The organism is Bacteroides bouchesdurhonensis (genome assembly GCF_900155865.1).
In the GTDB taxonomy this organism is placed as follows: domain Bacteria; phylum Bacteroidota; class Bacteroidia; order Bacteroidales; family Bacteroidaceae; genus Bacteroides; species Bacteroides bouchesdurhonensis.
Genome location: NZ_LT707006.1, coordinates 4303752 through 4325385, shown reverse-complemented (window position 1 = coordinate 4325385; position 21634 = coordinate 4303752). Strand labels below are relative to the sequence as shown.

Genomic DNA, 21634 nt, shown 5'->3' with positions numbered 1-21634 from the left:
TTTTTCTGAAAGTACCCCTGTTTTTTAGGGGGTAATTTGAAAAAAACTTGTTTTTCTTGAGAACTACCCCCTCCCTGATATAAAAACAGAAACTTATTTATTTAAATTTGTCCGTCTACAGTGATAAGTTATTCTAATATCCCCATGTAATTATAAAACCAATAAAGAATTAAATGATGGAAAATAATAGATTTACCATTTGTGCGCGTAATTATATTGCTTCTTTAATAAAAGAAGGTCGATACTCCACAGCACACGTATACAAAAATGCTATTCGTTCTTTTACTCAGTTTTGCGGAACACCTTCCGTTGCGTTTTATCAGATAAATCGTGAGAATTTGAAACGATATAACAATTATCTCATTACCCGTAAATTGAAACTTAATACAATTTCCACTTATATGCGTATGCTGCGATGTATTTACAATCAGGGAGTCGATGCAGGTCAGGCTCCTTATATATATCGTTTATTTCATGACGTCTTTACAGGAGTGGAGACTCGGCAAAAGAAAGCACTTCCTGTACACGAACTTCATACCTTGTTATATAAGGATCCTCAATCCGAGTCTCTCCGTCGTACTCAAGCTATTGCCAGCCTATTGTTTCAATTCTGTGGTATGCCTTTTAGTGATCTTGTGCATTTGGAGAAAACGGACTTGAAACAAGGCATCCTTAAATATAACCGTATGAAAACAGGCACTCCTATGTGTCTTGAGATTTTGGATACTGCGACAGAGGCTATTACACTGCTTCGCAATAAACAATATACTCGTCATTCTGATTATCCCGATTATCTTTTATGCGTGTTGAGTGGTAATTACAAAAGAAATGATGTAAGAGGTTATATTGAGTATCAATCTGCATTGCGTTGTTTTAATAACCAATTGAAGCGTTTGGCAAAGCGGTTATGCATTTATTCCTCTGTTTCTTCGTATACCTTCCGCCATTCTTGGGCTACTACTGCCAAGTACCGGGGAGCTTCTATTGAAATGATAAGTGAGTCATTAGGTCATAAATCGATTAAAACTACACAGATCTATTTAAAGGGATTTGAATTAGAAGAAAGAACAAAAATAAATCGCATGAATTATTCTTATGTAATAAATTGTAAGGTAATGTAGAAAGCGTGCGTAAGTGTCTGAATAATAATAATATATGCTGTCCGTTACTTCATAGGTAACGGATAAGAATTCGCTGCAAAGATAGATAAAATAGTAAATAGAAAACAAATAAAAAAAATCTTTTTTTCTTTTTTCTTAAAATATATAATAAGAAATACCCCAGACGCGAAGAATACTGTTCGTGTCAAAGAATCTTCCATTGTTTGAATGTTGATGAGATCTGCTATGTATCAGCTAAGACTCTTCTGACATCTGATACTAGCCATGCTTATCCGTTACCTATGAAGTAACGGATAAACATGGGGTAAAAATAGATGATTCTTAACAAAAATGACGATTCTCAAGTTCTGCCGGCAAATGTGACTGGCAGAAGCGTAGCACGCTCAAAACGTTGGTTAGTGGCTGTAGTGCGTATTTACCACGAGAAAAAGACGAGCGAACGTCTAACGAAAATGGGAATTGAAAATTTCCTTCCTATTCAACAAGAATACCATCAATGGAGTGACCGTCGTAAAGTGATCGATCGTGTTTTACTCCCGATGATGATTTTTGTCCATGTCGATCTTCAGGAGCAGAAAGAAGTCCTGACTCTGTCAGCTGTGACCCGCTATATGGTATTACGTGGTGAAAGTGCTCCGGCTGTGATTCCCGATGAACAAATGTTACGTTTTAAGTTCATGCTCGATTATTCGGAAGAAACGATCAGTATGAGTTCCTCGCCGTTGTCACCGGGTGAAAAGATTCGTGTAATTAAAGGTCCATTGGCTGGATTGGAAGGTGAGTTGGTAACGGTTAATGGTAAGTCTAAAGTTGCCGTCCGTTTAACGATGTTGGGATGTGCTTTTGTCGATATACCCGTAGGTTGCGTGGAATCTATTGAAATGGAAAATGAACATGGAATAAAGTAGTAGTTATTGGGGATATGGGGAATATGCTATTACAAGAAAAAATAGACAGTCTGTACAGTTTGGCAGATCGTTTTCTTCACATTGGTGATCAGAATGGTTATGTATATGCTGATGACCTTTCTCTTCTTAATAAAAGCATTCATAATCTGATAAATGAATTGGTTTTTCAGCAAGGTAAAAACGTGGAGCAGGAAGCGGCTTTGTGCTTAGCCCTTTTAATGGGATATAGTGTCTCAATGTACGCTAACCTAGATGATGAATTCAAAAAACAATCAGTTTTGAAGCGTTCTCGGAAAATTCTTCCAACCCTTCCCCCTTCTTCTGTAAAAGAACAATTACTTATATTTTGTACTGAATTGAATAACTCATTTGAAATCAATTGATATTTATTAATTAGTAAATGAAAATACAAAAACAATTTAGTTTATTTCTTTTCATTTTGATGTTAGGGAGTACCTCTGCATTAATGGCTCAAAACATGAGCGATCAGCAAGTACTTGAATATGTAAAAGAGGGCATCAAACAAGGAAAGGAGCAAAAACAGATAGCTTCTGAATTGGCACGCAAAGGTGTGACCAAAGAACAAGCGATTCGCGTTAAAGAATTGTATGAGAAGCAGAATAATGTAAATACTTCCAAATCTACCGGAACGGATGTCAATGAATCCCGATTGCGTGAAGAGATGAAGGAGAACACTTCCGATATGTTGGAAGATCAGCCTACCACTCAAGATTTGGCTCGTGAAGATCAAGTGTTTGGTCGTAATATCTTCAATACCAGAAACCTGACTTTCGAACCTAGTGTCAATCTGGCTACTCCTTCAAACTATCGTTTGGGTCCCGGAGACGAAGTGATCATTGATATTTGGGGAGCCAGCCAAAATACTATTCGGCAAGCTATATCTCCGGAAGGTACTATTAATATTCAAAAGATTGGTCCTGTTTCTCTAAGTGGATTAACGGTTTCCGAAGCGAACGATTATTTAAAGAAATCCCTGAATAAAATCTATAATGGCTTGAATAACAGCACCGACCCAAGTTCTGATATCCGTTTGACACTAGGCAATATTCGTACTATCCAGATTAATATTATGGGAGAAGTCGTTCAGCCCGGTACTTATGCGCTTTCTTCCTTCTCTACCGTCTTTCATGCGTTATATCGTGCCGGTGGAGTAAGTAATATCGGAAGTTTGCGTAATGTTCAACTGGTAAGGAATGGAAAGAAGATTGCTACTGTTGATGTTTATGAGTTTATCATGAAAGGAAATATTCAGGACGATATTCGTCTTCAGGAAAGTGATGTCATTATTGTCCCGGCTTATGAAGTCTTGGTTAAAATCAGTGGTAAAGTAAAACGTCCTATGCGTTTTGAGATGAAGAAAGATGAAACACTTTCTACATTAATTAAATACGCTGGTGGTTTTGAAGCCGATTCTTATACTCGTTCTTTGCGTGTTGTTCGTCAGAATGGGCAGGAATACGAAGTAAATACTGTGAAAGATATAGATTATAGTGTTTATCAGATGCGTAACGGTGATGTTGTTACTGCCGAAGCCATTCTGAACCGTTTCACTAATAAACTGGAAATTCGTGGTGCTGTTTATCGCCCCGGTATCTATCAACTAAGTGGAAAACTCAATACTATACGTGAATTGGTAAATGAAGCTCAAGGTTTAACCGGTGACGCTTTTCTAAACCGTTCTGTTTTGTATCGTCAGCGTGAAGACCTAACTACAGAAGTAATGCCTATAGATATAAAATCTATCATGGATGGTACAGTTCCCAATATCGCCTTGATGAAGAATGATATTCTTTATATCCCTAGCATTCACGATCTGGAAGATCGCGGTAATATAACGGTTCATGGTGAAGTCGCTAAACCAGATTCTTATCCTTATGCTGATAATATGACTTTGGAAGATCTGATCATTCAGGCAGGAGGGTTACGTGAAGCTGCTTCTACCGTTCGTGTGGATGTGACAAGACGAATCAAGAATCCCCGTAGTATTGTAAACAATGATACTATCGGACAGATGTATACTTTTTCTTTAAAAGATGGCTTTGTGGTGGACGGACAGCCCGGATTTGTACTCCAACCTTATGATGAGGTTTATGTACGTCGTAGCCCGGGTTACCAACCTCAACAGAATGTAGCGATAGAGGGGCAAATCTTATTTAGTGGTAATTATGCATTGACTAGCCGTGAAGAGCGTTTATCAGATTTAATCAACAAAGCCGGTGGCACTACTAATTACGCTTATTTGCGTGGTGCAAAATTGACCCGTGTGGCCAATGCGAGTGAGAAAAAACGTATGGGGGATGTCATTCGTTTGATGCGTCGTCAGTTAGGTGAAGCTATGATTGATTCATTAGGAATTGAAGTAGAGAATACTTTTACTGTTGGTATTGACTTGGAAAAAGCGTTGGCTAAACCTAAAAGTTCTGCTGATATTGTTTTACGCGAAGGCGATGTTATTTCTATTCCGAAAAATACAAATACGGTTACTATCGATGGTGCTGTGATGATGCCGAATACAGTCTCTTATCTGGAAGGTAAGGATATTGATTATTATTTGAATCAGTCTGGTGGTTATTCAGAGAATGCGAAGAAGAGTAAGAAGTTTATTGTGTATATGAATGGGCAGATAACCAAGGTAAAAGGAAATGGAAAGAAGCAGATTGAGCCTGGGTGTGAGATCATTGTTCCAAGTAAATCAAAGAAGCGAACCAATATAGGAGAAATTTTGGGATATGCTACCTCTTTCAGCACAATGGGTATGATGATTGCTTCTATTGCTAATTTAATAAAGAAATAATATTCTTATGTCTGAAAAACAAGTAGATAAGAAAGTAATTTCCGAATCAAGTGAAACTCAGAGTGGAGAAATGGAGATTGACTTGATGGAAGTCTTCCATAAAATTTTTGCTATTCGTAAGATATTATATAAAGCAGCTGGAGTAGGATTAATTATTGGTATTATTATAGCATTGAGTATTCCCAGACAATATACAGTCAATGTTACTCTTTCTCCAGAAATGGGTAGTTCTAAAGAAGGGAATGGTTTGGCAGGATTGGCAGCTTCTTTTTTAGGAGCTAATGCTACTGGAGAAAGTGCAGATGCACTGAATATTTCTTTATCTACTGACATTGTTTCTTCCACTCCTTTTTTATTGGAATTGTTTAATATGAAAGTTCCATATTCTGAGGTAGATACATTGACTTTGGAGTCCTATTTGGATAAACAATCCTCTCCTTGGTGGAATTATATTATTGAATTCCCTGGTATGACTTTGGGAGCGATCAAACTTTGGTTTGTAGATAATAAAGATGAAAGTAATAATAACAACGGAAGGGAAAGTATTATAGAACTGACTTCTGAAGAAAACCGTAAAATCAACTTCTTGAAAAAAAATATATTTGCTATAGTAGATAAGAAGACTGCAATCACAAACATATCTGTTACCTTACAAGATCCTAAAGTGGCTGCAGTGGTGGCAGATTCTGTCGTATGTAAATTACAAGAGTACATCATTAACTATCGTACTTCTAAGGCAAAAGATGATTGCACTTATTTAGAGAAACTTTTTAATGAGCGTCGTCAGGAATATTATATCGCTCAGAAAAAATATGCGGATTATGTGGATACCCATGATAACCTTATTCTTCAAGTAGTTCGTGCCGAGCAGGAGCGTTTGCAAAATGATATGGGACTGGCCTATCAGGTGTATAGTCAGGTAGCTAATCAGTTGCAAGTAGCTAGAGCGAAAGTGCAAGAGGTAAAGCCTGTATTAGCTATAGTTGAGCCTGCGGTAGTACCATTGAAGCCATCTGGATGGGGATTGAAAGTATATGCTTTATTATTTCCTTTAATAGCTGTATTTGGTACATTAGTTTGGTTGTTAGTCATAAAAGATATTTGGAAAAAATTTTAAAAAGTGAACTAAAAACGTAGAGCGTAGGATACTATTTTATGACTAATTCTAACAATAAACTTATAGCCAAGAACACAATGATACTTTATTTTAGATTAAGTATCATTATGGTTGTATATTTATACACTTCTAGGGTTGTTCTTAAAGCTTTAGGTATAGAGGATTATGGAATTTATAATGTTGTAGCTGGAGTTATTACGTTATTTTCCTTTTTTAATAGTGCTTTAAGTTCGGCAACTTCCCGTTTTATAACTTATGAATTGGGAAGGGAGAACACAGTAGAATTAAAGAAAAACTTTCGTACGGCTTTTACTATACACTTAATATTATCGGTATTTGTTCTTATATTAGCTGAAACAGTAGGATTATGGTTTGTAAATTATAAGCTACTTATACCTGTGGAAAGATTATTTGCAGCTAATGTAATTTATCAATTCTCCATTCTTAGTTGTGCGGTAACTATAATGCAGGTTCCATTAAATGCGGAGATTATAGCTCATGAAAAAATGGGTATTTATGCATATATAGGAATATTTGATGCAATTAGTAAGTTGGTCATAGCTTTTGTTATTAGTTCTTGTGGGAGTGATAGACTTATTATTTATGGTTCACTTTTATTTGCGGTAACAATAATTTTATTTATTGTTTATCACATTTATTGTAAAAGTAATTTTGACGAATATAACCTTGCAGTTCTTTATGATAAAAATATTTTCAGGAATATGCTCAGTTATTCAGGATGGAGTTTATGGGGAAGTATGGCATATATGCTAAAAGATCAAGGCGTGAATATGACATTAAATATATTCTTTGGTCCTGTGGTGAATGCTGCACGTGGTATTGCCTATCAGGTAAATACAGCATTGAATAGCTTTACTCAGAATTTTACAATGGCAATGAACCCACAAATAGTAAAATCATATGCCTGTGAAAATCACGAGCGTGTTTTCTTATTATTATATAGTGGTGCGAAGTTTTCTTATTTCCTGCTTTTATTCCTGTCCCTGCCTATTATACTCGAAACTAAGTATATATTGGATGTATGGTTGGGACAGATACCGGAATATACAATATTGTTTACTCGTTTAGTTATTATAAATTCACTAATTGAATCTTTTACTTACGTAATAGGCACTACTGTACAAGCAACAGGTAGAATAAAAATATATCAAATTATTGTTGGAGGATTACTTTTATTAAATCTTCCTGTTTCATATTTATTTTTGAAATTAGGGTATCTACCTTATGTTGTATTTATTATTGCTATTTTGCTATCAACAATGTCTATTATTATTCGGATTGCAATACTAAGTTCATTAATAAGAATATCAATAAAAACATTTTTAGTGGATGTCTTAGGTGTTTCAATACTCGTCAGTTTACTTTCTCTTATATTGCCTGGATGGATTTATTATATCATGAATGAAGGATTATTAAGAGTATTTTGTGTAATAGCAAGCAGTATATGTAGTACGCTTTTTTGTATATGGTTCATTGGGCTAAATAGTAATGAGAAAGTATTTATAAAGTCTAATGTGATAAAAAAGTTTATAAGATAAAACTCTAAATACAGAACATTAAGATTAAAAATATATGGATAAAATAAAGAGGTATATTGATTGTTATGTTCCAATAACTACTTGTACATTACGTTGTCATTATTGTTATATAGTCCAGCATGGATTATTTGCGAATAAAGTACCGGAATTGAAATATTCTGTTGAAACAGTGAGGCGAGCATTGTCTAAAGAAAGATTAGGTGGAACCTGTTTGATTAACTTTTGTGCGGCTGGTGAAACGCTGATATCAAAGGACTTGCTCGAATATGTTCGTGCTTTTTTAGAGGAAGGGCATTATGTTATGGTGGTTACTAATGCAACTATTTCCAAACGTTTTGATGAGATTGTTGCTTTTCCACCTGAGTTATTAAAAAGATTGTTTTTTAAATTTTCCTATCATTACTTAGAACTTAAAGAGAAAAATTTACTGGATCGTTTCTTCTCAAATATAAAGAAAGTAAGAGATGCAGGATGTTCTTTTACTTTAGAAGTTACTCCATCCGATGAGTTAATCCCTTTCATTGATGAAATGAATAAAAAATCAATAGAAGAGATTGGGGCAATTCCTCATATCACTATCGCCAGAGATGAGAGAGACCCCGAAAGATTGCCTATTTTGACCAATATGAACAAAGAGGAATATTATAAGGTCTGGAGTAAGTTCAAGTCTGCTATTTTTGAATATAAAATGAAAATATTTGAAGTCAAAAGAACAGAGTTTTGTTATGCTGGTGACTGGTCCTTTTATTTGAATCTTGGTACAGGAATGATGACTCAATGTTATAAATCATTGATTAAGCAGAATATATTTGAAGATGTGGAGAAACCTATAAAATTTTGTCCAATAGGTAACAACTGTCTTGAATATCATTGTTATAATGGTCATTCATACATTGTATTAGGAGATATTCCTGAGTTAGATGCTCCGACATATGCAGAATTAAGAAATAGAATATGTATTGACGGAAGTGAATGGCTTAGACCGGAAATGAAAAGCTTTATGTCTACAAAGCTTTGTGAATCTAATAAAGAATATACACAGAGTGAGAAGAAAATGATTAATCGTAAACAACGAATACCTTTTCTTCGCCAAAGAGTGAGACAAACTTTAATTAAATTGGTAAAGTCAAAAAAGAATGGATTGTAGGCAAAAAGTTTATCAATTAAGAAGTGTTATCGAGGAAAAACTGTCTCCTTTAATTTCGAGTTCTTATGTGTTATGGGATTTACCTTATTATACAAATATTGGTGATACTTTGATATGGGCAGGAACCGAGTCTTTTCTGAATAATATTCCTACTCAATGTTTGTCCAAATATTCGTATCAGACCTTTAAATATAAAAAGTTACCGGAAGATACTATAATCTTATTACAAGGAGGAGGTAATTTTGGAGATTTGTGGCGGATGCATCAAGATTTTAGATTGAAAATAATAGAGCTATACCCTAATAATAAAATAATAATTTTACCACAAAGTATTTATTATCAAGACAAAGATATATTAGTAAAAGATGCTGAATTAATGGGTAGGCATTCAAATCTGACTATTTGTGTTCGTGATAGAAAATCGTTGGAAATCCTGACTTCATACTTTTATAAAAACAACTTGTTGTTAGTGCCTGATATGGCTTTTTATATAGATCAAAATTTTCTGCTCCAGAATAGTGTGAACTGTATTGATCGGATTTTATATTTAAAACGGACGGACATTGAACTTTTTAAAAGCGATGACGATGCTTATATTACGGAAGATAAAAGTAAAGTTGAAGTGAGAGACTGGCCTACTATAGAGACTATTCCATTCCAATTTAGAATATTTGATGTCTTAACTCGTTTGCATTTAAATAAAATTGCAAACTATTTATTTATTAATTATTTGAAAAGGTATTTATTGAAAAAGGGAGTAAAATTTCTTAGTCAATATAAAAAAGTATATACTACCAGATTGCATGTCGCTATTTTATCTATTTTATTAAATAAGACTTGCGTCTTTTTTGACAACTCATATGGAAAGAATAAAGCTCTTTATGAGACTTGGTTGGAGGATTTAGATAATTTATATTTTCATTGATTAAAATGGTAAGTGTTTCTATCATAATCCCTGTTTATAAAGTAGAAGAATATATTGCAGAATGTCTATATTCGGTAATTGCTCAAAGCTATAAAAAACAATTTGAATGCATTATAGTGGACGATTGTACTCCAGATCATAGTATCGAAATTGTGAATCAAGTGTTGTCATCTTATCATGGAAATATTCAATTTAAAATAATACATCATCAAGAAAATAAAGGATTATCAGCAGCTAGAAATACAGGAGTCAGAGCAGCCAAAGGAGATTATCTGTATTTTTTAGATTCTGACGATATTTTGCCAGAACAGGCATTAGAGTTATTGTTGCTTTCTTGTGAAGGATACTCGCCGGATGTTATTATGGGCGATTTTGAATTGATAGGTGAGGATATAAATGTGGCTAAACTGAATACCCATATTGATTATTATCATAATCAAAAGGATATTTTCAATGCTTTTATCTCGCATGATCTGTATGAAATGGCTTGGAATAAATTAGTTCAGAGAAGTTTTTTCTTGCGTCATAAATTATGGTTTAAGGAAGGGCTTATTCATGAAGACAATTTATGGTCTTTTTTTCTCTTTTTTTATTGTGAAAATTTGAGAATAAATTTTTCAAAAACATATAAATATCGAATTAGAAAAAACTCGATCATGACTGACCTTGGAAATTATAGTAAGAGTTTTATAAGCTGTAATGATATCTTTTTTATCAAGATGGATTTCATAAGTGAGAAGAATTTGTGGGCAGATTATCCATTGTTAGTTAATTATATGCTGAGTGAAAAACTTTCTCTTCAAAAGAAAATAGTTATACAAAGGCCCGACCGGAAACTTTATGCAGCACTCAGGGTAAAGTTACCTATAACTTATGTGATAAACAAAAAAACTTCATTATTTGTAAAAATGAAGTTGGTATTGTCAAACCTTCCTTTCAGCTTATTTAAGTTGATTATTTGTAGTTTGTATATCAATAAAAAATAGCTTTATGATGTCTACTCCTTTAGTATCAATTCTTATTCCTGTATATAATTGTGCTCAATATATTGAAGAAGCAATAAAAAGTGTGCTGGAGCAAAACTATGCTAATCTTGATATATTAATATGTGATGATTGCTCTACTGACGATAGTTTAATGCACATAAAAAGGCTGGCCGGAACAGATGCAAGAATCAGAGTGTTTACAAACGAAAAAAATCAAGGAAAGGTCTTAACTTTAAGCAGGTTGTTTAAAGAAGCTAAAGGTAAATATATTGCTTTTTTAGATGCCGATGATTATTTGGAGAAATATAAGATAGAGAAGCAGGTTGATTATATGGAGCAATATCCGGAGATAGGTTTGTGCGGTTGTAACTATGCTTCTGTGAGTGAAAATGGTAAAATTGTTAAAGTCTCAAATTTACCATTGTCTGATCAAGATATAAGGAAATGTGTCTCTGTTTTTCCGAAAGAAGATTTTCCTTTTTGTTGTGCTTCTGTGATGATCTTGAAGGAGGTTTATAACGAAATAGGAGGCTATCGTGATTTCTTTATTCGATGTTGTATTGGCGAAGATATTGATTGGATCTTGCGGATAATGGATCAGTTTAAAGTCGGCAATATAGATATTATTGGCTATTATTATCGTTTTAATCCCAATTCATTAACCCGTAAAGTTTATTTTTCTATTCAGGATCGTCATATTCATGATGTGATTATATTTCTTGCAAAACAAAGAATTATATATGGGACGGATTGTTTAGAAAATCAGAATGAAGAGGAATATCGTGAATTCATACGGAAACTATCTCTTCCTTATTTGAAGGATAAGAGCCTGTATTATAAAAGAATACTCATTGAATTTTCTATTAATAAAGATAGAAAAAATGCTTTTATGTATTTTAAAAGATATGCAAAAATTAATGGTTGCAAAATTTCTACATTTAAGATCTTTTCGATGATGATAATATTATTGTTTATAAAATACTCCATTTTACTAACGATAAAGAAAAAGTTCAAAATATCGCATCTTTCTTCCCGAGTGTGAGCGGGGACCACAGATAGGTTCGTATAACATCTTGATGGGGACATTTAAAGTTAAAAATATTCCAATAATTTTGGTGTATTATATATTGCCGATAATATCTGCAATATATACAGTTATATTAGGTGGGAAGGGACACTTGGATTATGAAGTGGTGTGGATAGGACTTTGGGGAATTCTTTGTTTATTGTCATTGCAACAGCCTATTCGCCGTTCTGTGTGCATAGGTGCTAGTGTAATATTACTGATTTTCATTTTCAAATATTTGCTTCCTGTTATTTGGCAAAAAAATGTAGTATGGCGTGCTGTCTTTGTTGATGCAAAGTATATTTATTATTTATTATTGAGTTGGATGTGGGTGAAGTTTGTGGGTGCTCCAAGTGTTCAATTTCTGTATAAAGCCGGTCGTTTTTTGTGCTTGTTTTATATATTATATTTTTTTATTATGATAGTTTTGAAAGGTGGGTATTCTCGTTTCGAACTATTGTCTGAGTCTAATTACGATTCTTTCTTACTTTTGATACCCTTTTGCTTCATTCAAGAAGAAAAGAAATCCCGTTATGATTATTTTTTATTTTTGATTGCAGTATTTCTCTCTGGGTCGAAAACTGGAATCGCTACTATCTGCATTCTTCTATTTTTATATAATTTTCGGAATCGAAAATATCGTTTTTTGTGTTGGATTATTCCTCCCGTATTGGTCGTAATATTTATTTATGTTTATTTTATGCGAAGAGGGATTACGGATGTCAATGATGTGGATAGATTTATATTTTTTGCACAATTCTTTGAATATGTAAAAGATAGTAGTTGGTCCAGTGTATTATTAGGTATTTTTCCAGGTCAGGCCATGTCTTTTGTCGAGGTTTTACCTTCATTTGAATGGTACATTTCTAAGTTTGAAAATATGAACAATATACTGGGGTGTTATCCATTTTATTTTCATTCTACATATATTCGTCTTGCTATTGTTTGGGGCTTACCATTAGTCATAGGTCTTATTGTATTGTTAGTTCGTATATACATGAAAACGAGCTATCTGCCAATGAAACAGCTGATAGTATTATTTCTGATACAAAGCATTTCATTGTCATCTTTAACATTAGCTACTGTTTCTGTGCCTTTTCTCATTGTAATGATTACTATATTTTCTAAACACACAATATTTTCTAAGTCTTGATTCTTTGAATATGTATTCTATATATTCTGTTTTTTACGAAAAACTTCCTCTTCAGTCAGAACTTCTATTACCGGATAATACTTGTAAAATGGTGACGTTCTTAAATCCATATTATATAGAAACCCTGAAAGGTGAATCAGAATTGTATCAGAAATTTGATTATATAGCTTCTGATGGTATCATTCCTGTTGTTCTTAATAGATTCTGGAGACATCCTAAGTCTACTCGTATATCTTTTGATATGTCATCGTTTGCAAAAGAATTGTTTGAAAAGATAGAAAAAACGGATTTGAATATCTATTTTATAGGCTCCGAACAAAGGTATATTGAGAAGTTTATTTTTACAATAAAGGAAGAATATCCAGAGCTAAATATAAGTGGCTTTCGACATGGATATATAAAAAATCAATTTGAAGAAGTAGCTAAAGCTATAATTAGAAGTAATCCAGATATTGTGGTCATTGGGATGGGAGCACCTTTACAAGATCAATTTGCTGTATACCTCCACGATAGCGGATTTAATGGGACAATTTATACTTGTGGAGGTTTTTTCCATCAAACGACTGAAAAAATAAACTATTATCCAGACTGGGTGAATAAATTTAATTTGCGTGCACTGTACCGCATCTTTCAAGAGCCCTATGTTTTTAAACGCATAGTGAAGTATTATCCATACTTTATAATTAGATATTCACTTTTCTTATGGAAAATGAGATAATACTTCTGATTTATTAATTTGTTCGATTTTTTAAAATTTTTGATCGTTTCTGTATAAATAATTAATCTCAAAACAGTTTAGAATGTAAAAAGATAATCAATATGAACATTTTATTTATAATAATAGCTTTCGCTATTTCTGCTTATGTTGCCAGGCTTATCATTCCACGTATTTTGTTAATATCATTTCGTAAAAAATTGTTTGATATTCCAGATGAGAGGAAAGTCCACAAACGTGCTATTCCTCGATTAGGTGGAGTCTCTTTTTTTCCAACAATTCTGCTTTCATGCTGTTCGGTATTAGTTATCCGTACATTGACAGGCTATGGAATATCTGCTATGCTGACGTCATATATTTTACCGGAATTTTTGGTATTAGTTTGTGGAATGGTTCTTTTGTACCTGACTGGTATTGCTGATGACTTAGTAGGAGTTCGGTATCGTCAGAAATTTATTGTTCAAATTATCTGTGCCAGTTTATTTCCTGTTGCCGGGCTTTGGATTAATGATTTCTATGGATTATTTGGAGTAGGAATAGTTTCTGCTTGGTTTGGTGTACCTTTTACAATATTGACTATCGTCTTTATTACAAATGCAATTAACCTGATTGACGGGATAGATGGTCTTGCTTCGGGGTTAAGCAGTGTATCCCTTCTGGTTTTTGGATTCCTCTTTATTGAAAAAGGATTATGGATTTACAGTATGCTTGCTTTCAGTACATTCGGGGTGTTAGTTCCTTTCTTTTATTATAATGTTTTTGGTAGTGTAGAGCATGCTCGGAAGATATTTATGGGAGATACGGGAAGTTTGACTCTGGGGTATATACTGAGTTTTCTTGCCATCAAATATAGTCAGAATACAGAATTTATTTCTGTTACGCAAGGAGCTTTTGTGATAGCTTTCAGCACACTTATTGTTCCTGCATTCGATGTGGTTCGTGTTGTTATTGTTCGTATCTATCATGGGAAAAGTCCTTTTGAACCGGATAAGAACCATATTCATCATCAATTTTTAGCAATGGGATTTACTGTCCGAAAAGCAATGCTTTTAATTTTATTGATTTCATGCGTGTTTAGTGGAATGAATATATTATTGATGCCTTACGTTGATAATACATTAATGTTGGTGGGAGATGTTGTCGCATGGATTGGACTTAATCTTTGGTGGAGTAGAATAAGACGACAGAAACTTAGTAGTAATTTATCATCGAAAAATGTTGTAAATCAGTAATTTATTTTGTATCTTTATATCCTATAATTCAAACTTAAAGATATAATGAATCAATCTGATTTTGTAGTGAAATGCTACAACAAACAAGAACTTGCCCAAATGTATTTTCCTGATATCAGTGTTCGTGCTTCTGTGGATAAGCTCCGTCGCTGGATGCGTCGTTGCCAGCCTCTGATGGATGAGATACTTGCTACGGATTTCCATCCGAAAACAAAGGCTTTTTCTGTACGCGAAGTACGTTTAATTGCTTATTATTTAGGTAAACCAGGAGAATTCTGATCTAATCTAAATTGTAAATGATATATTAAAAGTTACGGGAGACAGCATATTCGCTGACTCCCGTATTTAGTATTAGGACTATACCTACAATTATATTTGTGAATATTCTTTTCTTGCATCAAAGCAAGGACAAGCTTTATGAATATTAGCACTTAACTGATAATGTCCCAGGACTTGTGCTTCCGGATACTGATGTTTAAGAATAGCCAGCAGATCGATCAACGCGAAGCGTTGTGCCTGCGTTCTCGTATCTGCCGGACGACCTTCTTCATCGAGTCCTCCTTCATAACAAATTCCAATACTATGCCGGTTGAATCCCCTCACATGAGCTCCCGGTTCTGAAACCGGACGGCACTGATGTACCTCTCCGTTACGAGTTATGTAAAAATGATAACCGACATCTTTGAACCCCCTTTGCAGATGACATTCGCGAAGTTGCTCTACTGAGAAGGAGACATTGCAGCGCGTAGCACTGCAATGAATCACCAACAACTTAATCTCCCGTGGAAGATACTCTTCTTTTGGATTTTCCATCGTCATCTGTTTATAAACTTCCCATGCAAGAGGTTACACCCAGGGCGGAAATGATAGACGTGGCTATCGTTACGATAAACTGAAGAACATTCTTCCAAACTTGCTTTTTCATACACATACGATTTTACGTTTTAAATGAATCATTTGAATTTAAAATAATGAATCACCGGTTTACTAATTACAGTGTCGGATCAGGAGATTCTCCCTCATCAGGATCAGATCCACCGCCATCAGGCAACGGTTCCTCTTCTTTCGAATCAGTCTTGCTGTCACTCTTATACAAGGTGAAGTCCATCGCCTTGCATAATTTCTGAAGATCACTTCCCGGATGAAACAGCACTTTGCCTTTCTCAATGCAATATGCCTTGAACTCTTTTTCCGTTGCTGTAGGAATACCGGTTTTGAGACTCATCCGGAAATTTCCCAGATCACCCATCTGTACGATGTTTCCTTCTTCCAACACATTGACGATCTCTAGCAGGAACTCTCCGATACATCCTTCGAGTTCTCCTTTGGAGTAGGAGGAACGCTCGGTGATGCGTTTGCAGACTTCCTTGACGGAAACTTTCTTTCCGCTGCGTGCCACTGCATAATACTTGGGAGCTTCGTCCGGTTTCAACAGGTTCTTGCGAGCCATAATCACATAATTCTGAGCCATAACATTTAGAATTTTAAGTTTTGAAATCTTGAATTGTTTTGTAACCGATTACATAGCAAAGATACGATAGGACGGAATCTGCATAAAGTACAATGACGTACACTGACGTGCTGAAAAAAATAAAAACATTGGGAAGTTTGTATTGAATCTTCCCAATGTTTGGATTCAATCATTGAGAAGATTATTTTAAACTTCTCAATGTTTTTTTCAGCGTTTCAAAACGACAAAACGACAAAAACGACATATGACGTTATTGATCACTCAATTTGCGATATGAACCATGGGATATTTTCGTGATTATCACCCCATTAAGTGATTTTAATAACCTGTTTATTTTGCGGGAACTGAATCCGTAATTTGCGCCGGCTTTGATGGCTTCATCCGTAGTAAATGTATCAGAAAGTTCATTGATAAATCTTCTTGTTATGTTAGGATCTTTTAGTGGGTGCCTGCCTAAGGACGTCATGGGGGAGAGCAACAGACGGCTATGTTCGTAGCAACAAAGAACGATTTCTAATGAACGTTGGAAATCGATGTCGTTACAGTAGATATCCGGTGAAAGGTCGTTTGTTTCGAACTGGCGGATACGAGTCTGTATCATACTGATGCGCATGACTAATACAGCGTATCTTTTCACAACTGCTTGCAGATCATCATTCCCTTCCAGCACCACTTCCTTCAATAATCCGGAAAAAATTCTGTTTAACTGATCCCATTGTGAACGCTTGAAATGAAATAAGACCGGATGGTCCAAACAAAAATTGAATAACTCAAATACCTGATGTGCTAACGGGTGGAATATTTCTTCCTGCGACACGCTGTCGTCATCCATTGATTTCCAATTCGGATCGAGCCTGAAAGTATAGAAACCGATCCGGCTTGTTAATCCGTTTTCGTAACTTCCTAACAAGGCTTCCAGCTGTCCGGGAGTTCCGGTCAGAAACATGGCAAGGCTGGGATGCTTGATGATAATGGGGGTCATTCCATTCGCTTTGTAAGAAGATTCAATGTTCTCGTGCTCGTATGCTTTTCGAAGCATATCATTGAAGTTACCACAATCCAGATGGTTGGCGGTGGTAAGGGTTTCGGCTTCAGTATCGAAAATGATACCTCCCAATCCCTCGTTGTCTCTCATTTGTATTTGCATGCGTGTATAGCTGGTGGTTGCCGGGATAAACAACATTTTGAAGGCCGGTCTTTCCGGTGCGTCGGGCATCTCTTCTTCGCAATTCTCTTTTTTCATGCATCTCTTTTGCCAGCGGATATGTTCCTTTTGGTATGCTTTCTGCTGATGTTCACTTTGAGAGAGAATGTATTGTTGGATTTCATCCAGCAGATAACGTCCGGTTTGTGCCACGCTTTTCCCGCTTCCTGCCGGAGCGATGATGACAGTATAGAAATGGGGAGTGTATTTTTTATGATTGTAAATTCCGAAAGTGTGTGGCAGTGCCGCACTTATTGCTGTAAATACGGATAACATGGAAATATCATTTTCGCGTTCTCCTTCGTCTTCGAGGATACATCCTTCCAAAAGGTTGGGAAGATTTTCGTACACACTTTCCGGAAAACAAGGCGTGTTTTTCCGATATTCTTCGCCTTGCCAATATTCTTCGTCTTCTTCAGCCTTGCCTTCAAAAGCGTCATATGTCGTTTTTGTCGTTTTGTCGTTTTGAGCGGAAGGAGGAAAAGTAGGATGTGAACTCCTGCTTCCGTTGCTAACAGTTTGGTAACCAGAATGTAATACGGATTTTATCTCTTCGGAAGTGAAATCGGTGCCTTTGAAAAAATCCATAATTCCGCGTAATACGGATTCTTGGGGATACTGTCGCTTTCCGGCTTCGCAAGCCAGTTTGAACAGGTTGCTATGTCGCTTTCCGGGGACTAGCGGATTTAAGAAAATATAGGACGAAAGGAAGCTTCCGACCTCTTCCTCGGAAATTTCGGGGACAGTCGTCTCATTGAAAACTGAAGAGTTGCCGGTAGCGTTCATATTCCCTGTTTCCGGTATATATTCCAGTTCGAACGGTTGATATAGACTGGCAATGTATCCATTGGGGGAATAAGTAAAATAACACAGGCGACTTTCGTCTTTGCAAGCAGGGTCACTTTCCAGTTTGAGCAGTTGGTCGTAATAATGGCTCACTATTTGCTGGGCTTCCCGGTATCGTCCTTCGACGCCTTCAACATACGCGAAGATTTTCACACCGTCCGTCGGGCTTTCGAGTGCGGCTACTGTGTGTGGATCTTCGGCACAGAGCCGGATGATTTCCAATCGTTTGGCCACATGATCGTAGTCCAGGCCAATAATATTGCTTGGTTGCAGGAAGTTCTTAATGGCATGTGCCCCGTCGAATGTTCCGGCAGGTGTGAAACAGGGGAGTTTGATTTTCATCTGTTGTGCAGCTTCATGATCTCCATCCTGATGATAGCGTCTGATGGAATGAATGATGCTCGCATAGGTGGGTTTAATACACATAAAAATAGCTTCCTGGAAAGAGGTCACTTGGGGCTTTTTGGAATACACGCTTTCGTAGACTGAAACTTGGATTTCTTCTAATGTTTTCATACGATATTGAAATTTTTTTTGATTATCTGTCCCACTATCGGGATAGCGGGAGCAAAAGTAAGAAGGTTATTTGGAGGGGTTGTACCATAAGTCGGTACAGATTGAATAACCAAATATATAACAAACAATTATAAATAATTAACTGAAATGGATGTAGTAAAAGGAAAACATGATTCTTACGAGTTTCTGAATAACATGATGGTGAGTTTAATGAATGTGGATGCGTCGCTTAATTATCCTTATCTGGAAATGGAACTTCACATGTCCGCACGTGACATAAGTGCGGTTAAGAACGGACACAATGTGTGCATTTATCAGTATGTACGGGTGATAAACTGTATCATGAACGAGATTCATCTGGTCATTTTGATGGAAGTGCTCCAGAAAGAACTGAAGATTGCACTGACCACCCACAGCGATCTGGTGATTGGGGTCGTTCCCCATAAGAATAACGGGAATTGCCAACCGGAAGAGTGGATGGTTGTTATGTGCTGGGATGGAGTGAAAGTGTGAGTAGAACCTATTGGCAATAACTCTTTTTAGGACTGGATTCCTTTGCTTTTCAATATTCTTTTCTATATTTGCTTCCCATTAGCAAGGAGATTGGACTATTGAGAGGTAAGATATTGATACTATGTATGCTATGCTTGTTCTCCTTTTTTATAAAGGGAACAGCTGGCAATATTGTGAATCCGTCAATCGGACAAGGGATCTCTGTAGATTCTATTGTTGAGTGTGTGATGGATATGGCACCTGCTTATGAAACAATTGTCAGGGATTATAAGGCTAATCTTTATATAAAAGGTAAGATGGACATCAAGAAGAAGAATTTTATTCTTCGTTATGTACCTTCTATGTTCCGGTTACAGAAAGGGGTTCGTGAATATTTACTGGAAACATATAGTGATCTTCATTACACGGCTCCTAATATTTACGACCAGAAAGTAAAAGCTTCCCAAGGAACTGTAAGAGGAAATAGGGGATTACCCGGTTTGCTAGAGTACTTTAATGTGAATATTTACTCGTCTTCTTTGCTCAATGACGAGCGTCTATTATCGCCTTTGGCAAAGAATGGCCGTAAATATTATAGATACCGCATCGATAGTATTATGGGAGATCCGGCTAATTTTGATTACCGGATACGATTTATTCCTAAAACCAAAAGCGACCAGCTGGTGGGAGGTTATATGATTGTTAGCAGTACTGGCTGGAGTATACGTGAGATTCGTTTTTCCGGGCGGTCGGAACTGATCACCTTTACTTGTAACATAAAAATGGGCGAGAAGGGAGAGAAAGATGAGTTTCTGCCTGTACATTATGCAGTAGATGCCCGATTTAATTTTCTCGGTAATAAGATAGATGGGAATTATACAGCTTCGTTGGACTATAAATCCATTGAATTGAAAGAGAAAGAAACGGATGTGAAGAAAAAAAAGAAGTATAATCTCTCGGAATCTTTCTCTTTACGATGTGATACGAATGCTTATAAAACAGATGCCTCTACGTTTGCTGTGTTACGCCCGATTCCGTTGACGGATGCGGAAAAGTTGTTGTATAAGGATTATACGGTCAGAAAGGATACGGTTGCCAAGCAGAGCAAATCGAAAAGCCAGGTGTTCTGGGGAACAATGGGCGACTTGATGTTGGAAGATTACAAGTTCAACCTGTCGAATATCGGAAGCGTACGTTTCTCTCCATTTATCAATCCCCTTTTATTCAGTTATAGCGGAAGTAATGGATTGTCATACCGGCAGGATTTCCGTTATAACCGTCTTTTCCGTGGTGATAAGTGGCTTCGTATCGTACCTAAACTGGGATATAATTTTACCCGCAAAGAGTTTTATTGGTCTTTGAATGCCGATTTTGAATATTTTCCTCGAAAGCGGGGATTCTTTAGGTTGAATGTGGGGAATGGTAACCGTATTTATAGTAGTAAGGTATTAGATGAATTGAAGGCTATGCCGGATAGCATTTTCAATTTCGATTTGATACATCTCGACTATTTTAAGGACTTATACTTTAATTTCCGCCATAGCATTGAAGTTGTAAACGGACTGGATGTAAGTGTCGGTTTCTCGGCACATAAAAGAACGGCAGTCCAACCTTCTCGTTTTGAAATGATTGGCAATTACCCGATGCCTCCACCCGAATTCATGAAACGGTTTAAGAATACTTACATAAGTTTCGCTCCTCGTTTTCGTTTGGAATGGACTCCATGCCTGTATTATTATATGAACGGGAAGCGTAAAATCAACCTTTATTCGAATTATCCGACTTTTTCTGCCGATTACGAACGGGGAGTTAAAGGTGTATTCAAAAGTACGGGAGAGTATGAGAAAGTAGAATTCGATTTGCAGCACCAAATCCGGTTAGGGCTGATGAGAAATATTTATTATCGCTTCGGCTTCGGAATGTTCACTAATCAAAATGAGTTGTATTTCGTTGACTTTGCCAACTTTTCCCGCCGGAATCTTCCGGTCGGTTGGAACGATGAAATCGGCGGAGTATTTCAGCTACTCGATGGACGTTGGTATAACTCTTCCCGCCGGTATATTCGCGGACACTTTACCTACGAAGCTCCTTTCCTTGTATTGAAGCACCTGATGAAATATACCCGTTATGTGCAGAATGAACGTATCTATATCAGTGCACTTTCCATGCCCCATCTTCAGCCTTATCTGGAAGTGGGATATGGCATTGGCACACATATTTTTGATGTCGGGGTATTTGTTAGTAGTGAGAATCTGAAATTTGACCAAATCGGATGCAAATTTACATTCGAGTTGTTCAACAGGTAGTTTTATGTGTTTTTAAGGTACAATCGTTACTTTTTTCCATCAGTATTCTTTTGTC

Annotated in this window: 20 protein-coding genes; 16 read left to right on the top strand and 4 right to left on the bottom strand. The window is 36.0% G+C overall.

What is annotated here, in order from left to right:
* Positions 1-176 precede the first annotated feature (176 nt).
* The 14 genes from CZ225_RS18970 to CZ225_RS18905 all read left to right on the top strand — a co-directional run bounded on the left by CZ225_RS18970 (position 177) and on the right by CZ225_RS18905 (position 15023).
* Positions 177-1121, top strand: a complete 945-nt coding sequence (locus tag CZ225_RS18970; RefSeq protein WP_077155893.1) for a tyrosine-type recombinase/integrase — start codon at positions 177-179, stop codon at positions 1119-1121.
* A gap of 314 nt (positions 1122-1435) precedes the next feature.
* On the top strand, positions 1436-2029 hold the full coding sequence (locus CZ225_RS18965; protein ID WP_077155038.1) for a UpxY family transcription antiterminator: 594 nt from the start codon (positions 1436-1438) through the stop codon (positions 2027-2029).
* 14 nt (positions 2030-2043) lie between these two features.
* Positions 2044-2412, top strand: a complete 369-nt coding sequence (locus tag CZ225_RS18960) for a UpxZ family transcription anti-terminator antagonist (protein ID WP_077155037.1) — start codon at positions 2044-2046, stop codon at positions 2410-2412.
* 17 nt (positions 2413-2429) lie between these two features.
* Positions 2430-4844 (top strand): SLBB domain-containing protein, encoded by a 2415-nt coding sequence (locus tag CZ225_RS18955; RefSeq protein ID WP_077155036.1) that lies wholly within the window; start codon positions 2430-2432, stop codon positions 4842-4844.
* Positions 4845-4851: 7 nt separating this feature from the next.
* A complete protein-coding gene (locus tag CZ225_RS18950; RefSeq protein ID WP_077155035.1) occupies positions 4852-5961 on the top strand; it encodes a chain-length determining protein in 1110 nt (369 codons plus the stop codon).
* A 107-nt stretch (positions 5962-6068) separates the two neighbouring features.
* Positions 6069-7520, top strand: coding sequence for an MATE family efflux transporter (locus CZ225_RS18945; protein ID WP_234983078.1), 1452 nt, complete (start codon positions 6069-6071; stop codon positions 7518-7520).
* A gap of 34 nt (positions 7521-7554) precedes the next feature.
* Positions 7555-8667, top strand: coding sequence for a radical SAM family protein (locus tag CZ225_RS18940; protein ID WP_077155033.1), 1113 nt, complete (start codon positions 7555-7557; stop codon positions 8665-8667).
* Entirely contained in the window at positions 8657-9592 is a 936-nt protein-coding gene (locus CZ225_RS18935; RefSeq protein ID WP_077155032.1) for a polysaccharide pyruvyl transferase family protein, read from the top strand. The genes CZ225_RS18940 and CZ225_RS18935 overlap by 11 nt, the downstream gene beginning before the upstream one ends.
* A 5-nt stretch (positions 9593-9597) precedes the next feature.
* Positions 9598-10578: a glycosyltransferase family 2 protein gene (locus CZ225_RS18930; protein WP_077155031.1), complete on the top strand. Its 981-nt coding sequence runs from the start codon at positions 9598-9600 to the stop codon at positions 10576-10578.
* Between the two features lie 4 nt (positions 10579-10582).
* Positions 10583-11620 carry a glycosyltransferase family 2 protein gene (locus CZ225_RS18925; protein WP_083714673.1) on the top strand — a complete coding sequence of 346 codons (1038 nt, stop codon included), beginning with the start codon at positions 10583-10585 and terminating at the stop codon, positions 11618-11620.
* A gap of 34 nt (positions 11621-11654) precedes the next feature.
* A complete protein-coding gene (locus CZ225_RS18920; protein WP_077155029.1) occupies positions 11655-12797 on the top strand; it encodes a hypothetical protein in 1143 nt (380 codons plus the stop codon).
* A 10-nt stretch (positions 12798-12807) separates the two neighbouring features.
* On the top strand, positions 12808-13515 hold the full coding sequence (locus tag CZ225_RS18915; protein WP_083714672.1) for a WecB/TagA/CpsF family glycosyltransferase: 708 nt from the start codon (positions 12808-12810) through the stop codon (positions 13513-13515).
* 101 nt (positions 13516-13616) lie between these two features.
* A complete protein-coding gene (locus tag CZ225_RS18910; RefSeq protein WP_077155028.1) occupies positions 13617-14744 on the top strand; it encodes an MraY family glycosyltransferase in 1128 nt (375 codons plus the stop codon).
* Positions 14745-14789: 45 nt separating this feature from the next.
* Positions 14790-15023, top strand: a complete 234-nt coding sequence (locus tag CZ225_RS18905) for a DUF4248 domain-containing protein (protein ID WP_077155027.1) — start codon at positions 14790-14792, stop codon at positions 15021-15023.
* Positions 15024-15113: 90 nt separating this feature from the next.
* Here the strand turns inward: CZ225_RS18905 and CZ225_RS18900 are convergent, their stop codons facing one another.
* The 4 genes from CZ225_RS18900 to CZ225_RS18890 form a co-directional block, all read right to left on the bottom strand.
* Entirely contained in the window at positions 15114-15557 is a 444-nt protein-coding gene (locus CZ225_RS18900) for an N-acetylmuramoyl-L-alanine amidase (RefSeq protein ID WP_077155026.1), read from the bottom strand.
* 10 nt (positions 15558-15567) lie between these two features.
* Positions 15568-15669, bottom strand: coding sequence for a smalltalk protein (locus CZ225_RS23755; RefSeq protein ID WP_159106330.1), 102 nt, complete (start codon positions 15667-15669; stop codon positions 15568-15570).
* Between the two features lie 66 nt (positions 15670-15735).
* Positions 15736-16215 carry an HU family DNA-binding protein gene (locus tag CZ225_RS18895; RefSeq protein WP_077155025.1) on the bottom strand — a complete coding sequence of 160 codons (480 nt, stop codon included), beginning with the start codon at positions 16213-16215 and terminating at the stop codon, positions 15736-15738.
* A gap of 250 nt (positions 16216-16465) precedes the next feature.
* The gene (locus CZ225_RS18890) at positions 16466-18781 is read right to left on the bottom strand and encodes a DUF3987 domain-containing protein (RefSeq protein ID WP_077155024.1); all 2316 of its coding nucleotides are present in this window, start codon (positions 18779-18781) and stop codon (positions 16466-16468) included.
* A 147-nt stretch (positions 18782-18928) separates the two neighbouring features.
* Here CZ225_RS18890 and CZ225_RS18885 point away from each other — a divergent pair, with 147 nt between their 5' ends.
* On the top strand, positions 18929-19294 hold the full coding sequence (locus CZ225_RS18885) for a hypothetical protein (RefSeq protein WP_077155023.1): 366 nt from the start codon (positions 18929-18931) through the stop codon (positions 19292-19294).
* 125 nt (positions 19295-19419) lie between these two features.
* Positions 19420-21579 (top strand): DUF5686 family protein, encoded by a 2160-nt coding sequence (locus CZ225_RS18880; protein WP_077155022.1) that lies wholly within the window; start codon positions 19420-19422, stop codon positions 21577-21579.
* Positions 21580-21634 lie beyond the last annotated feature (55 nt).